Source organism: Staphylococcus pseudintermedius (genome assembly GCF_034042775.1).
Taxonomy (GTDB): domain Bacteria; phylum Bacillota; class Bacilli; order Staphylococcales; family Staphylococcaceae; genus Staphylococcus; species Staphylococcus pseudintermedius.
The window spans coordinates 256,196-271,089 of record NZ_CP120150.1 but is presented as its reverse complement, the minus strand read 5'-3'; the positions used below and the strand labels follow the sequence as shown (position 1 = coordinate 271,089).

At 39.0% G+C, this 14,894-nt stretch carries 9 protein-coding genes and 1 riboswitch; of the genes, 3 read left to right on the top strand and 6 right to left on the bottom strand.

Features of this window, described 5'->3' with window-relative positions; all coding sequences use genetic code 11:
• Positions 1-18: 18 nt before the first annotated feature.
• Positions 19-1,197: a CynX/NimT family MFS transporter gene (locus tag P3U61_RS01070; protein ID WP_063284756.1), complete on the top strand. Its 1,179-nt coding sequence runs from the start codon at positions 19-21 to the stop codon at positions 1,195-1,197.
• 153 nt (positions 1,198-1,350) lie between these two features.
• Here P3U61_RS01070 and P3U61_RS01065 read toward each other — a convergent pair whose 3' ends face one another.
• From P3U61_RS01065 to cls, 3 genes are all read right to left on the bottom strand, one after another.
• Complete coding sequence (locus tag P3U61_RS01065) at positions 1,351-2,361, bottom strand: HoxN/HupN/NixA family nickel/cobalt transporter (protein WP_140237878.1); 1,011 nt, start codon at positions 2,359-2,361, stop codon at positions 1,351-1,353.
• Between the two features lie 213 nt (positions 2,362-2,574).
• Positions 2,575-4,311, bottom strand: coding sequence for a phosphomethylpyrimidine synthase ThiC (gene thiC, locus P3U61_RS01060; RefSeq protein ID WP_096533421.1), 1,737 nt, complete (start codon positions 4,309-4,311; stop codon positions 2,575-2,577).
• Positions 4,312-4,507: 196 nt separating this feature from the next.
• Positions 4,508-4,611: riboswitch (TPP riboswitch) on the bottom strand.
• A gap of 468 nt (positions 4,612-5,079) precedes the next feature.
• Positions 5,080-6,570: a cardiolipin synthase gene (cls, locus tag P3U61_RS01055; protein WP_014612876.1), complete on the bottom strand. Its 1,491-nt coding sequence runs from the start codon at positions 6,568-6,570 to the stop codon at positions 5,080-5,082.
• A 145-nt stretch (positions 6,571-6,715) separates the two neighbouring features.
• Here cls and P3U61_RS01050 point away from each other — a divergent pair, with 145 nt between their 5' ends.
• Positions 6,716-7,558 (top strand): alpha/beta hydrolase, encoded by an 843-nt coding sequence (locus P3U61_RS01050; RefSeq protein ID WP_014612875.1) that lies wholly within the window; start codon positions 6,716-6,718, stop codon positions 7,556-7,558.
• A 195-nt stretch (positions 7,559-7,753) separates the two neighbouring features.
• A complete protein-coding gene (locus P3U61_RS01045; protein WP_014612874.1) occupies positions 7,754-8,701 on the top strand; it encodes a nucleoside hydrolase in 948 nt (315 codons plus the stop codon).
• A gap of 221 nt (positions 8,702-8,922) precedes the next feature.
• Here the strand turns inward: P3U61_RS01045 and P3U61_RS01040 are convergent, their stop codons facing one another.
• From P3U61_RS01040 to melB, 3 genes are all read right to left on the bottom strand, one after another.
• Positions 8,923-10,122, bottom strand: coding sequence for an IS110 family RNA-guided transposase (locus P3U61_RS01040; RefSeq protein WP_282097177.1), 1,200 nt, complete (start codon positions 10,120-10,122; stop codon positions 8,923-8,925).
• Positions 10,123-10,379: 257 nt separating this feature from the next.
• Entirely contained in the window at positions 10,380-13,376 is a 2,997-nt protein-coding gene (locus P3U61_RS01035; RefSeq protein ID WP_199569123.1) for a glycoside hydrolase family 2 TIM barrel-domain containing protein, read from the bottom strand.
• Positions 13,377-13,404: 28 nt separating this feature from the next.
• A complete protein-coding gene (gene melB / locus P3U61_RS01030) occupies positions 13,405-14,784 on the bottom strand; it encodes a melibiose:sodium transporter MelB (RefSeq protein ID WP_014612872.1) in 1,380 nt (459 codons plus the stop codon).
• Between the last annotated feature and the right edge of the window lie 110 nt (positions 14,785-14,894).

Here is a 14,894-nt window from a genome sequence, read left to right as displayed (position 1 = left end):
TAGAGAGGAGTTGACACCTTGGAACAACAATCTAACCGTATTAACTGGTTACTTTTTATCGGTATTATGCTTATTGCCGCTAATTTAAGAGCACCTATTACTTCAGTAGGCGTGGTATTACCCGCGATTAAAGATTCATTAAACTTATCCAACACAGCCGTCAGCTTTATTTCCATTATTCCTCTATTAGCTTTTGCGATTATTTCATCACTTGTCGCTAAAGTCAGTCACCGTTTCGGGATGGAGCGCTCACTCTTTGTCGCTTTATTATTGATTCTATTCGGTGTCATATTAAGAAGCATTACAGAGGTCAGTTTATTATATATTGGGACAATACTGATTGGTGTCGGGATTGCATTTGGGAATGTTCTTGCGCCCGGTATGATTAAATCCAAATTTCCGTATCGTATTGGCATTATGACAGGTTATTATACTGTTGTGATGAACATCTTTGGGGCACTCTCATCTTATGGTGCCGCACCGCTACTTAAACATTATAATTATAATGTTGCATTAGGCAGTATTGGCATCGTCGCGTTCATTGCTGTACTCTTATGGACGTTTCAATTACGTCATCATGCAGCACAAAAACAAGTCGACCTCTCAGAGGCTGTCAATGTATGGAAATCGCCACTCGCTTGGCAAATTACGCTACTCATGGGTGGACAGTCTCTTATTTTCTATTCACTGATTAACTGGCTACCAGAATTTTTATTATCGTATGATATTCCGGTCTCACGTGCAGGCCTTTATTTATCGCTATTACAAATTGCGATTATTCCATTAACTTTTGTTACACCGATTTATGCCGCACGACTTAAAAATCAAGTCTTACCTATCGCATTCACTGGCGTTCTCTTTACTGTAGCGATTTTAATATTAATGTTTGCGCCGCGTATGGCACTTGTTTCTCTGATTATCATCGGAATCGCACTCGGCATCGCTTTCGGTCTCGTGAACACATTGTTTAGTTTACGTACAGAAAGCGGTTTGACAGCAGCAAAATTAGCGGGTATGTCTCAAGCAGTGGGCTATTTATTCGCATGTATCGGACCCATGTTCTTTGGTATTTTACACGATTGGACTGGACAATGGATCGTGTCGCTATCAGTATTACTCGTGACAGGTCTTGCGATTATGACAATTGGATCAAGATCAGGACGAAACACAACTATTGAAAAGACATTAGAACCTTAACGCTTGATTTGACTTAGCATATTTTCAAGTTTCTCGAGTTGTTCTTACATTCTCATCACTTTTCATCCAATTTAAAAGACAGGCGTGGTTTGAATGATTTTTCAAACTGACGTCTGTCTTTCCGTTTGCTTAAAACGTTTTTTTATCATGAAATTAACCCCATCTTTCTTCAAAGCGGCCGACTTTCCACACGACCATCGCAATAATCCATGAAAGTATGAGCACGACGACTAATGCATAGCCGAGCCAACCGAAATCTAGTTGGGTCACCCAGCCGAGAAAACCATTTTTCCAATGCCACTTTTCACCCAGTAATTGCATGATTTCTACGCCACCGATTAGTAGTGCGGCAACGACTGAAATGGCTGTCATCGTAATGTTATAGAAGATTTTACGTGCAGGTTTGTCAAATGCCCAATGATACGCGTTTGTCATCAATACCCCATCCAATGTGTCTAACAAACTCATCCCCGCCGCAAACAATATAGGTAACGCGATAATCCCTAAAAACGGTACAGTATGTTGCGCTGCCCCCGCTGATAATGCGAGTAATGACACTTCACTCGCATTATCAAAACCAAGTCCAAATAAGAAACCTAATGGGAAAATGTGCCAACTTTTTTGAATAAACTGGAAGAGTGGTCGAACAAAACGCATAACTAAGCCACGCGATTCGATGAGTTCATCCATTTGTGCGTCTGTAATATTTCTTTGACTTAATTGACGGAATAATTGAATCAGTTGCACTAAAATGACTAAGTTTAAAATACCAATTAACAATAAAAAGACACCTGAAACAATAGTACCGATTAATCCACCTGTCGTTTGAAAGCTTTCCATATGACGTTGTGCCCAAGTCACCGCAATACCTAGAGCAGCGGCCATTAAGAAAACAACGGAGGAATGCCCTAATGAAAAGTAAAAACCTACACCCATTGGATTTTGTTTTTGTTGGAGTAATTTGCGCACGGTATTATCAATCGCCGCAATATGGTCCGCATCAAACGCATGACGCAATCCGAGTGTATAAGCAATCACCCCCATGCTCATTAATAACGGATATTGCGCGCCTCCAATCCACATTAATACAATACCGACAATATGTAATAAAATGACAATGCCGAGATAAGGATAGGCATGTTTGATATTTTTTGTGTTATTCATTTCATTTTCACCTATTTCTATTTTGAGATAATAAAATCATACAACTTTTTCCCATAATTTCAAATTTTTAGCTGTAATACATCTATAGAAAACATTTAGAGAATAATGATATTTTTTATATAACACAAAACTTGTATACCTACCAAACAAGCAAAAATAAAATGAATAGAGGCTGGGAAAACTATATTGATCCCACCCTCTTCCTTATTTCGATTAATGGTAAATCTTACTTCCTTGTGCTTTAAATTCTTCAGCCATTTCTTGCATCCCTGCTAATTTTTCTTTATGCGCATCACGGATATTGTGAGAAATACGCATTGAACAGAATTTCGGTCCACACATACTACAGAAATGCGCCACTTTAGCTGATTCTGCCGGCAATGTTTCATCATGAAAAGCACGTGCGCGTTCAGGATCAAGCGATAAGTTAAACTGATCTATCCATCTAAATTCAAAGCGGGCTTTACTAATCGCATCATCTCGATCTGTCGCACCCGGTAACCCTTTAGCGATATCAGCGGCATGTGCGGCGATTTTGTACGTCACGACGCCATCACGCACGTCCTCTTTATTCGGTAAGCCGAGATGCTCTTTAGGTGTCACATAACATAACATCGCTGTCCCATGACTCGCGATTTGAGCTGCACCAATCGCTGATGTGATGTGGTCATATGCCGGTGCAATATCGGTTGTTAGCGGTCCGAGTGTATAAAATGGCGCTTCTTTACAATAAAAGTCTGCCAACTCTTGGTTTTCTTTAATTTTATGCATCGGTACATGCCCAGGTCCTTCTATCATCACTTGGACATCGTGTTCCCAAGCAATATCGGTCAATTCACCTAACGTTTTCAGTTCAGCAATTTGACTTTCATCATTTGCATCATAAATCGAACCCGGACGTAAACCATCACCTAATGACACCGCAATATCATAACGGTTCAATATTTGACAAATTTCATCAAAATGCGTGTATAAAAAGCTTTCTTCGTGATGGGCCAAACACCATTGCGCCATAATTGAGCCACCACGAGACACGATGCCTGTTAAACGATCCACTGTTAATGGCACATAGCGTAATAAGACACCTGCATGAATCGTAAAGTAATCCACACCTTGTTCAGCTTGTTCAATTAAAGTATCTCGATATATTTCCCAGGTTAAGTCTTCCGCGATACCGTTCACTTTTTCCAACGCTTGATAAATCGGCACCGTACCAACTGGAACTGGCGAGTTACAGATTAAATACTCTCGTGTCGCATGAATGTTTTTTCCTGTCGATAAGTCCATCATCGTATCAGCCCCCCAATGAATCGCCCAGACTAACTTTTCAATTTCTGCTTCAATAGAGGACGATACAGCAGAGTTACCGATATTTGCATTAATCTTCACTTGAAAGTTTTTACCGATAATCATGGGTTCTGATTCAGGATGATTGATGTTGTTCGGAATAATCGCGCGCCCTCTCGCAATCTCATCTCTGACAAATTCTGGACTGACATTTTCACGTGCTGCAACGAACTTCATTTCTTTAGTGATGATACCTTGTTTCGCATAATACATTTGTGTCACGCGTTTCCCCTCTTGTGCACGTCTCGGTTGATATTTGAATGGATGTTCAACAATATTTTTATGCGTTGCTGAATGGTAACCATTGTCGATTGATTGCACACGACGGCCTTCATAATGTTCGACATCTTGACGGTCTTCAATCCAATTTGTGCGCAGTGCCGGAATGCCTTTCGTAACATCGACTTCATATGTGTCATCATGATAAGGCCCCGCTGTATCATAGACGATGAAAGGTTCATTTTCCGTTGTCCCTTGTTCAGTTACTGTTTCAGACAATGCGATTTGGCGAAATGGGACTTGAATATCCGCATCTTCACCTTGCTTAAAAATACGTTGACTTGCTGGAAAGTTTTTCTTTAATTCAATTTGTTCTTGTTTCATTCCATTAACCCCCTCTGACTTCACTAAGAGGCATTAACAACACTGAAAATAATAGGCAAAATAAAAACGCACTCAGAATAATTCTAAAGTGCGTACGAAAACGAACGAATCTATTAAAATGCGTCAAAAGTGAGTCCAAATCATGTATGTTGCATCACAACACGATTTCGCCTGACAAATGCGCACCAGTCAGTCATGAAGGTTTCGTTTGCTTCCCTACGCTAGTATGATCTAGATCAGGTTCAAAGGGTTGAGGCGTTCACCTCTTTCAGCGCATTAATGGCACCCCTAGCAAGTTCAATTTTTAGTTTTACAACAGTATCGTATCACTAAAAATGTAAAATGACAATTACTATCATAAAATTGATTGAATTATTTTATTTTTGTCATTTGATTATCAAATTAAGTAGAATATAGTTTTCTATATATTGCTTTTATATACTTCTTCAATATAAACAAAAAGTTGATCAATGTGTTATCTAAATAACCACCAAACGATACCTTGCATATATGAAATATACACATCCATCAAATTTGACGTAAAATATTCTGACATCCATAAAAATTCGGCTATTTGTTTCTTGGCTGTATTTAACGCATGATTGGCATCTGGGTGAGACTCCCGAGGGATCAGATGGCCCGGAAAATCCACCAACGCGTCGTCTCATGTAACTGTATAAACAAAGCGTTGGTTAGTTGAAGGGTCAGTCCCTGGGAACGCGAACCTTTGATGACAATCGTAATATCAAGTTCAAATACAAAAAAAGTTTATAAAATCGGGGACAGTAGTTTTGCGATAGACTGCTTGAATTTCACCCAATTTGAGCGGGCCGCATAACGTTCTGGTGTCAATTTTTTCGACACTTTCAAATCTTCTTTAAACGCTGCTATTAATGTTTGCGCAATCTCTTCGTTATACATAATCGCATTGACTTCAAAGTTCAGTTTAAAGCTTCGTTCGTCCATATTCGCTGAACCGACCGATGCGACTTCACCATCAATGACCATCATTTTAGAGTGAATAAAGCCGTTTTCATACGTGTACACATTGACGCCATCCTTCATCAGTTGCGCGACTGTCGTTAACGTCGCCCAGTGCACAAACGGTTGATCTGGCTTATTAGGGACGATCAGATGAATGTCAACGCCTGCTTTGGCGGCAATACGTAAGGCATTCACATAACCAATGTCTGGCACAAAATAAGGTGAATGCATGTAAATGGTGGACTTCGCATTCATAATCATTTTCAAATATGCAAATTCAAGTTGCGGCCACTCTCTGTCTGGTCCGCTTAAACCAAGTTGCAATGCGACGTTTCCATCTTTACGTGCATTTTTAGGGAAGTATCGAGATATGTATTTCAATTGTTCGTCTTCATCTACTTGTGAGTTCCAATCATGAATAAAACTCAATTGTAATGCGTCTACCCCGTCACCTTGAATGCGCAAATGTGTATCACGCCAGTAACCCATTTTCTTGTCTAAACCGAGGTATTCATCTCCAATATTAAAGCCACCGACATACCCAATATCGCCATCAATGACAACATTTTTACGGTGGTTCCGATTGTTCACACGGAAATTGATAAATGGAATGATTTTTGCATGGAAAAAGGCTTCCACTTCAACACCCGCATCAACCAAACCTTTTAATTTTGACTTTCTCAGTTGTTTAGAACCGACCGCATCATACAACAACTTCACTTCGAGGCCTTCCCGAGCTTTGTCTTTCAATATTTGAAGTATCTCAGTACCTAACCCATCCATATTTAAAATATAAAACTCCATATGAATGTATTGTTGCGCATCTTTCAAGTCTTGTTTCATTCGATTAAATAATTCATGGCCATCTGTAAAAATGGAGACATGATTGTTTTCACTTAAAAAGCTCGCTTCTCGTGTTAACATCATTTCAACCAAATCAGATTGCTTCTCTACTACAGGATTATCTGTACTAAATTGTTTATTTTTAAAGTTTTCTTTTTGGTCTTTAACACGTGTCCTTGCATCTTCTACCTCTTTACTTTCATCATAACGTGTTTGTTTCAATTTGACCGCCCGACCAAAGAAGAGATACAACAAGAAGCCAAATGTCGGCATAATAAAAAGTAACAGTAACCATGCCCATGTCGATGTCGCATCCCGCCGATCTCTTTCCATAAAAATAATGACGAACGCGAGCACAATATTCATAAGAAAAACGACGCCTAAAAAGATGCGATAAATCGTATTCACAGCAGGATCAAATATGAGTTGCATCGCGAAAACCTCCTTTACACTGATTTCAATCATATATTTTATCAATCACATTCATCAATATATCACTTTTGAATTTATCTTCATATTCTTTCACGTTATTGTTATTTTAGTATACACTGAAGTAAATCAATAAGGAGGTTTTACAATGAATTATATCAAATATATTTCTTCGCATGACGGCACGCAGCTTTATACGAAAATCAATACCGCTGACGAATTATTCTCTTTTGGAGATGAAACAATTAATGTGATTATTGTACATGGTTTAGCTGAACATCTTGATCGTTACGATGAATTAACTGATTATTTGGTCAATTATGATTACAATGTCATTCGTTACGACCAACGCGGTCATGGGCGTTCTGAAGGACCAAGAGCTTATTATGACAATCAAGACCAAATCATTGAAGATTTAACAGCCGTAGTAGACTATGTGAAAGCTCATTTTGAAGGTAAAGTGTTCTTAATCGGTCATAGTATGGGCGGTTTCGCTGTCTCTATGTTTGGTACACGTTTCCCGGGTCGTGTCGATGGCATTATTACTTCTGGTGCAGTGACACGCGACAATAACCAATTATTTGAAGAAGCATACGGTGAACGTCAAATTCCAGCCGATACGTATTTTCCAAATGACATGAGCGACGGTCTATGTTCAGATCCACGTGTCGTTGAAAATTATCAACGTGACGACCTCGTATTAAAAGAAGTGTCGATGGGCTTAACTTATGCGATTATCGATGGTGTCATTGAATTAAAATCTAGACCCAATGACTTTGTAGACGATGTACTCATTATGCACGGCACAGCAGATGGCCTCGTCAACCCCCAAGATGCTTTACAATTTTATAGTGAAATCGCGTCAGAACATAAATCATTACGCCTATACGACGGTTTAGAACATGAGCTTTTCAATGAATCACATTACAATAACGTCATTTTTGAAGATGTCGCAAGCTGGATTACAGAAATGGTCGCACGTAAAAATTAACTTTAAAGGTTATATCACTTGAAGATGGTTGACGGAGTAGCATCTAATACATCATGCCATTCTACGCAATCATCTTTTTTCTTCTTAAATTTTCGACATCTCAATTAATGTATTGACTTGCGGATGTATACGAGACATTGTACATTTTAGACAGAGCGTGTGAGACGACTCAATTTTAATTTGAAGGAGAACAACATGAAACCAGTTTATTTCAATCATGATGGTGGTGTAGATGATTTAATTTCGTTATTTTTACTTTTACATATGGATGATGTGCAACTTATCGGTGTGAGCGCTATTGGGGCAGACAGTTATGTTGAGCCTGCTGAAAGTGCTTCACGAAAAATCATTAACCGCTTCTCAAAATATCCGCTAGATGTGGCAGCGTCGGAAGAGCGAGGTAAAAATCCGTTTCCGAAAGATTGGCGTATGCATGCCTTTTTCATGGATGCACTACCAATTTTAAATGAACGTGTGCCGGTACAGTCTCGTTTGAGAGACATTCATGCTTATGAAGATATCATTGAGCGTATCGAAAATGCCCATCAACCTGTAACTTTATTATTTACAGGACCTTTAACGGACTTAGCGAAAGCGTTAGAAGTTGCGCCACACATTACGCAAAAAATCGAACGCCTCGTGTGGATGGGCGGTACATTTTTAGAACGTGGTAATGTCGAAGAACCTGAACATGATGGTACAGCGGAGTGGAATGCATTTTGGGATCCTGAAGCTGTGGAAACTGTGTTCAACAGTGACATCGCGATTGATATGGTCGCATTGGAAAGTACGAATCAAGTCCCATTAACATTAGATGTCCGTCAAATGTGGGCAGATGAACGTCATTATCCAGGCGTGGACTTTTTAGGTGTGAGTTACGCTGCAGTTCCACCACTGACACATTTCCAAACGAACTCCACTTACTTTTTATGGGATGTATTGACGACAGCTTATATCGGTAAACCTGAACTCGTTAAAAAGGAAAAAGTGAAGGCGTCTGTTGATACGAAAGGACCGAGTCAAGGCCGCACATACCTTGATGAAGTACATGGTCGTGAAATTCAAGTGATTAATCATGTCGAACGTGATGACTTTTTCCGATACATTACGGATTTAGCGAAAAAAGTCGGCACGGATTTATAAGTCACTTTTAATAAAAAGAGGCTATGGATTTCTGATATGCTCCCTCCAAAGTTTTCATTTTTTCAATGTCCACTTCGGAGTGAGCATATCAGAATGTCCCCGCCTCTTCTTCCTACGATTTGTCAAGGGTTCAATAATTAAAATTGACATTACTGAACTAGACCGTCCAATTTTTACTTTTTTGAATAAGGTGTTATGATGTATATGATTATATGGTTGCGTTAGTGTGGTGCTTTCTGATAATCATATAATTTATTATTGACTATCAAGTAGTGAATGGTCTTTAATAAGCGATTGATACTCGCTATTACGGCAGTCTTGTGGGTTTTCCCATGAGGCTGCTCTCTTAATTTATAATAATAATCCACAATATGGCTTTGATAATGATTTCTTCCCCTAATAATGTTCATAATGATTAAGTACAATAAACGTCTTGCTTTTTTATTTCCTCTTTTGTTGATCGTATCCCTACTTTTTGAAGTTCCTGATTGATACCGTTTAATATCAATACCTACAAATGCATTCAATTGTTTATTTGTTTTAAATTCTCTAATATTACCAAGTTCCCCAATAAGCAATGCAGCTGTGAGTTCTCCGATGCCAGGAATTGAAATAATGTTTTCAAACTCAGTTGTATTTTTAGCTAAGTCAATCATTTCCTGATCAAATTCTTTCATTTCTTCTATCCCAATAAGCAGTTTGTCGCATAAGTATTGGACTTTTTGTAGGAGGAAAGAAGACTTGTCCACATTCGGAAAACTATTAATCTGTATTTCAATTAATTTTTGGACATACTTGTGAGCTTTATTAACTGAAATGCCTTTATCAGTTGAATGAAGTACTTTTTCCACCAATTCATCATGAGTCAAAGTACTTACAAAATCAGGATGAGGAAATGCTTTAGCTATACTTAATGCGATTTTTGAATATCTGTTAGTAAATAGCTTTTCTAACCCTGGAAATGTTTGATGTAGTGTTTCGACTAACTCAACTTTGAGACGATTTTGGTTTATCTCCATTTCTAAGTGAAAGCGCGCACGTTCTCTCAGTTCAAAGTAAATCTCTTCAGACTGACGTTGTACCTTTGAATCTTTCATTCTAAAGGCAAGAAGTGCAAGTTTATGTGCGTCTGACTTATCTGTTTTCCATGATCTTAATGAGCTCGTTTTGAACTTGGCTTCTAGGGGATTCATTTCTAAGTAATCTATTTTGTGAATTTCACAAAAGCGTTTCATGCCTCTTGAATAAATACCTGTTGATTCAAAGAGGATAAATAGAGAATCAAGATGCTTGATGTAATTTTTAAGATAACGATAGCCATTTTGATTATTTTGAATGACCATTTCTTTAACCAAAACTTCATCCTTATAATGTGCGACCACACTTTCTGACTTACCTATATCAATACCTAAACAGTTGATAAAAATCATACCTTTCTTTATTGAATTGAGAAATCTTTAACTTTACTTAGCCTTTTTCATTTCATTTTCCTATACACGGTTTCTAGAACCCAACATACTTCAATCGAATTTCAAAAAGGGAGTAAAGCTGATCAGTTTTTTTACGGATTCAAAGATCCACGAGACTGCGCGATCTACTTCTCTCTACAACTATAAAAAATAGCTGTGAAGAAATCTATCGTCATAAATTTCTTCACAGCTAATCTTAGTATGTTTTTTTATTCTGTTATTGAAGTTTGTTCATAAAATTTGAGTTTAAAGTCAAAGTGATAATGTTCTTGTAGTAATCGGTACTGCTCGGGTAATTCCGGTCCACAACTATTCGTGCCGATACCGCTCTGTGCTGTATCTATATGCAAATAACTCACGCCTGTTTCTTCTAATTCATCATCATGATGTGCCCCGGTCAACATCGCATCGGAATATGGTTTAGCATTCATACTGAGTGGCGTCTCTGACCAAACGGCACATGTATAGTTCCCATCATGTAACCCTACATAAGTGGTATCGATATGCGCGCCGACCTCTTGAGGGAAAATAGGATGTTCATATTGATCACGAATAGTGGTATTGAACACAGATAAATAACTCGCTTCTTGCTTATCTTGATAGCTTTCGTATGGACCTTGTCCGTAATACGTCAGTGCTTGGAAGCGGTCCGGCAAGCCGAATGTTACACCTAATCTTGGTAAGCTCGGCATGCGCACGTCTTTCTTTAATTGATGTGCCACATGAATCGTACCGTCTTCGGATATCGTCCATGTCACTATCCCTTCAACTAAACGCGGACGTGAGTCTTCCACCATGCTCATATCAAATGTGATAATCACATGGTCCTCTTGTTGTTGCACATGCGTATGGTACACTTTCGGATAAGCTGTATCATACTTCGCTGTACGCCAACCTTGTTGAATTTGAATATCATTGTCTGTCGGCGCACGCCAAATGTTCAACTGGCTACCTTCTGATAGTAACATTGTCTGTTGATGAGACACTTGTTGTAAGTTTGCTGTATGCTTATCCAATATATAGCACCATCTCCCGCGCTTCACTTGAATAGTCGTTTCCGTCTCATTCAAATACAATGGGATTTCCGTTGTCTCCGGTACAAAATGTGTACTTTCGATACGCTGAAAGACGACTTGATCATGACCTATACGTTCTCCCGGAGTCAATAAAGGATGATCTGCCTTTAAAATATATTGGATCGTACATGTGCTCAAGTCCTTTATGTCAAGATGAACATATGGCGCAATATCCAACTCACCTTGCGCATGTGGTTCAATATAAGGGGCATCCACTGTAAATGTTGCTGTCTCACCTGTAATCGTTGTCACCATTATTTGAAGTGTTACATAGTCATGAATATTCGTAAAGTCCAATTTGTTTTTAAACGTTAAACGCGTGCCTTCACGTGCAATGAAAACGAGCGGACGATGCACTTGTTGAAATTCGTAATAACCTGCATGTGGGGTGCGTTGAGGACTCACAATACCATCTACACAAAAATGGCCGTCATGCACCTTTTCACCAAAGTCGCCACCGTAACGATACATTGGACGCCCCTCTTTCATCCCTACTTGTATCGCATGGTCACACCATTCCCACACGAAAGCACCAATAAAGCTATCATAACGTTCCATCAACTCATGGTACGCCTTTAACCCACCTGGAGAATTCCCCATCGCATGGGCATATTCACATAAAACAAACGGCTTATCCAAGTTCGGTTTCGTTAAATAACGCGTTTCAATTTCTTCAGGTGACGGATACATGCGTGAAATCATATCTAAATTTGAACGATCATGATGTGACGCGGCATAATGGGCCCCTTCATAATGGAGTGGGCGAGATGCATCCAACGCTTTCGCATGTGCGAGACCACGTTCCATATTACAACCATAGCCAGATTCATTCCCCATTGACCACGAAATAATCGAACTAAAATTTTTAAACGGGACTATCGATGCATCAATACGATCAACAACAGCTTGTTCATAGCGGGGATCATCCATGATTAGGTTGAAATCATCTAAATTTTCATCGCCATACAAAAGCACAACGCCATGTGTTTCTAAATCCGCTTCACTCATCACATAAAAGCCATATTGATCGGTTAATTCATAAAAGCGAGGACTTTTCGGATAATGTGCCGTACGAATCGCATTGAAATTCGCTTTTTTCATGAGTGTTAAATCTTTGATGAGCTGTTCTTCCGTCACCGTATACCCCGTTTGTGGGTGGCTATCGTGATAATTGACCCCGCGCAGTTTCACAGCTTGTCCATTCATCCAAAATTGTTGTTGCGCAATCTTCACTTCTCGAATACCGACGCGTTGTACGAAATATTCACCATTCGCTTCAATGATCAGCGTATACAAATCAGGATGTTCAGCACTCCATAGTCGCGGTTCCGTCACAGAGATGCGCGTCATCCTCTCATTCAGCGTCCCTTCAGTTATGCTACGTTGGTCCGGATTCAGTAATTGATAATGAAGCGTCACACCTTCTGCAACATCTTGTACAGTGACATCGATATAACCGACACTGTCACCGATCGCCGTATGAATTTGGTAATCATTCAACCGTTCACGCTGACGCGCAACAATATACACATCACGAAAAATGCCTGAATGACGGAACATATCTTGGTCTTCAAAATACGTCGCATCAGAATATTTCAATACGAGCACTGCAATATGGTTATCACCTTCCGTCACCCGTTCAGTAATATCAAACTGAGAAAGTGCGTGCGAGACTTGTGCATAACCGACAAACTCTCCATTCACCCAAATATAATGCGCACCACTCACACCTTCAAATGTTAAATGATAATCCAAACCCTCTTGATAATTTTTAATCGTAAAAATCTTTTCATAATAACCACACGATGTATTATCTGGCACATGGGGTAAATCAAATGGAATCGGAAATTGCACATTACAATATTGTAGTTGGTCATAACCTTGTAAATTCCAAACACTAGGCACCGTGATGATACCCTTTTGCGCATATGATGAACGCTGACGAAAGTGATCGAGTGATGCAAAATATTGAAAATCCCATTCCCCATTCAGTGACGTCACACGATGCATGTGGTGACGCTCAGGATTCGTTTGATATTCCTCTATACTTGTGTAAGGGAGCTTGTATGCTGTTCGGGGTAACATGTTCACATGTTGTATGTTGACATTCGTATGAAAATTAAATTCCATAAAAAAGAACCTCCTCATAGATTACATCTTACTCGTTTGAATTTAATTGTTGTTCTCTTTGACGTTTAAAAGTTAGCGTCCGTTCGATATCTCTTAAATAATCACCTTTAAGATGGAATGCTTTATGGTATAACAACGCACTGATGAACACTAAAATAATAGGCGCTACAATCACCATGATTCGCAAACCATTTTGTGTCGCAATACTTTGTGTTTCATTCGGTACAAAACCTAAAATAGATAATCCTAATCCGACAATTAATGCAGAAATGGCTTGTGAAGTTTTCGTCAAAAATGTATTGGTTGAAGTAATAATGCTTTCATTACGATGACCGAACTTCACTTCACCATAATCAATCACATCCGCAATCGCAATCGTAGTTATCCCAATCATAAACCCCGTACCTATTCTTAAAATCATCGCACCGATGATAACCCAAATCAGCGCTTTAGGATCAAACCAACCGAAAATCAGAATCACCGTTAAGCCACCTACAATGGCGGTAATCGCACTATTAAATGCAACTTGACGACCGACTTGCCTAATCCAAAATGGTAACATCAATAATCCTGTCATTTCAGCTAAAATCATTGCATTAAAGTATGAAAAAAAGTGCGGCATCGCAACCACATATTTAAAATAGTAGATGATTGTCCCATTGAGGGTTTGTACACATAAATTAAATGTTAACAAAACGCCCATCATTGCCAGTAATTCTTTATTTTGAAATAAGATACGTTTTATATCTCGAAAACGGACTTTAATCCCTTCTTGCTCTTCCATTGCGCGATCTTCTGGTACGACAATGACTGTTATGGCAATAGTTAGAATAAAAACTACACTACAAACCACAGCAAATATAAAAATCCCAGTCGATGCATTGCCATGACCTAACAGCTCAATGAAATACAACCCGAATGTCCCCACCGTAAATGCCGCAAGACTTGCAAAAAAACGCGGAATCACGGATAAAGCTTCCCGCTCTTTTGCTTGATGCGTCAAATTTGGCAACCAAGACCAGTACGGAATGTCCATCATCGTATACGTCATCCCCCACAAAATGTACATCACTGCGATGTAAACGTACATCCATATACCAGGTAAATCAAAATGGGTAAATAATAAAACAGTTACGACGGCATTAATAACTGTGCCAATCACTAGCCATGTTTTGAATTTGCCGAACCGGTTATGTGTGTTGTCGACAATCATACCCATAAAGGGGTCATTAATCGCATCCCATATTCTTGCTATAAAAAAGAGTATACCTACAAAAGCTGGCGAAAGACCGACAATATCGGTGATGTAATACATAAGATAAAGACTAACTATGTTGAAGATCGCATCTTTGCCAATTGCGCCAAAGCCAAATGAGAGTTTTTGTATTTGTGATAGTTGTTGCTTCAAATACGAACACCTTCTTTTCTTTTTTTAAAACGCTTTCATACACAAATAAAATATCATGTTTCTTGAAGGTGTAATATTGTTCTATGGTGATAAATCATGTCAAAATGTTT

Bases quoted from the DNA above. Each gene is read 5' to 3' on its own strand.
- thiC (WP_096533421.1), bottom strand. From the start codon at position 4,311: ATGAAACAAGAACAAATTGAATTAAAGAAAAACTTTCCAGCAAGTCAA.
- P3U61_RS01050 (WP_014612875.1), top strand. From the start codon at position 6,716: ATGAATTATATCAAATATATTTCTTCGCATGACGGCACGCAGCTTTAT.
- P3U61_RS01035 (WP_199569123.1), bottom strand. From the start codon at position 13,376: ATGGAATTTAATTTTCATACGAATGTCAACATACAACATGTGAACATG.
- P3U61_RS01065 (WP_140237878.1), bottom strand. From the start codon at position 2,361: ATGAATAACACAAAAAATATCAAACATGCCTATCCTTATCTCGGCATT.
- P3U61_RS01045 (WP_014612874.1), top strand. From the start codon at position 7,754: ATGAAACCAGTTTATTTCAATCATGATGGTGGTGTAGATGATTTAATT.
- cls (WP_014612876.1), bottom strand. From the start codon at position 6,570: ATGCAACTCATATTTGATCCTGCTGTGAATACGATTTATCGCATCTTT.